At 52.2% G+C, this 207-nt stretch carries 1 protein-coding gene; it reads left to right on the top strand.

Translation table 11 applies throughout. The features are described 5' to 3' along the window. A partial coding sequence (locus tag FDX22_RS21170) for a M1 family aminopeptidase (RefSeq protein ID WP_146717730.1) occupies positions 1-207 on the top strand: 207 nt, incomplete at both ends.

A 207-nucleotide genomic window follows, 5' to 3' on the forward strand; every position in this document is an offset into this window, starting at 1 on the left:
TACCGATACCGCCACCGACAAAGATTACCTCGATATTGAGCGCGTCATCGGTCACGAATATTTCCATAACTGGACCGGCAACCGCGTAACCTGTCGCGACTGGTTCCAGTTGAGCCTGAAAGAGGGGTTAACCGTGTTCCGCGATCAGGAATTCAGTTCCGATCTTGGCTCACGTGCGGTAAACCGTATCAGCAATGTGCGTACCAT

Origin of the sequence: Citrobacter sp. TBCS-14, from assembly GCF_005280805.1 — a bacterium.
Taxonomy (GTDB): domain Bacteria; phylum Pseudomonadota; class Gammaproteobacteria; order Enterobacterales; family Enterobacteriaceae; genus Citrobacter; species Citrobacter gillenii.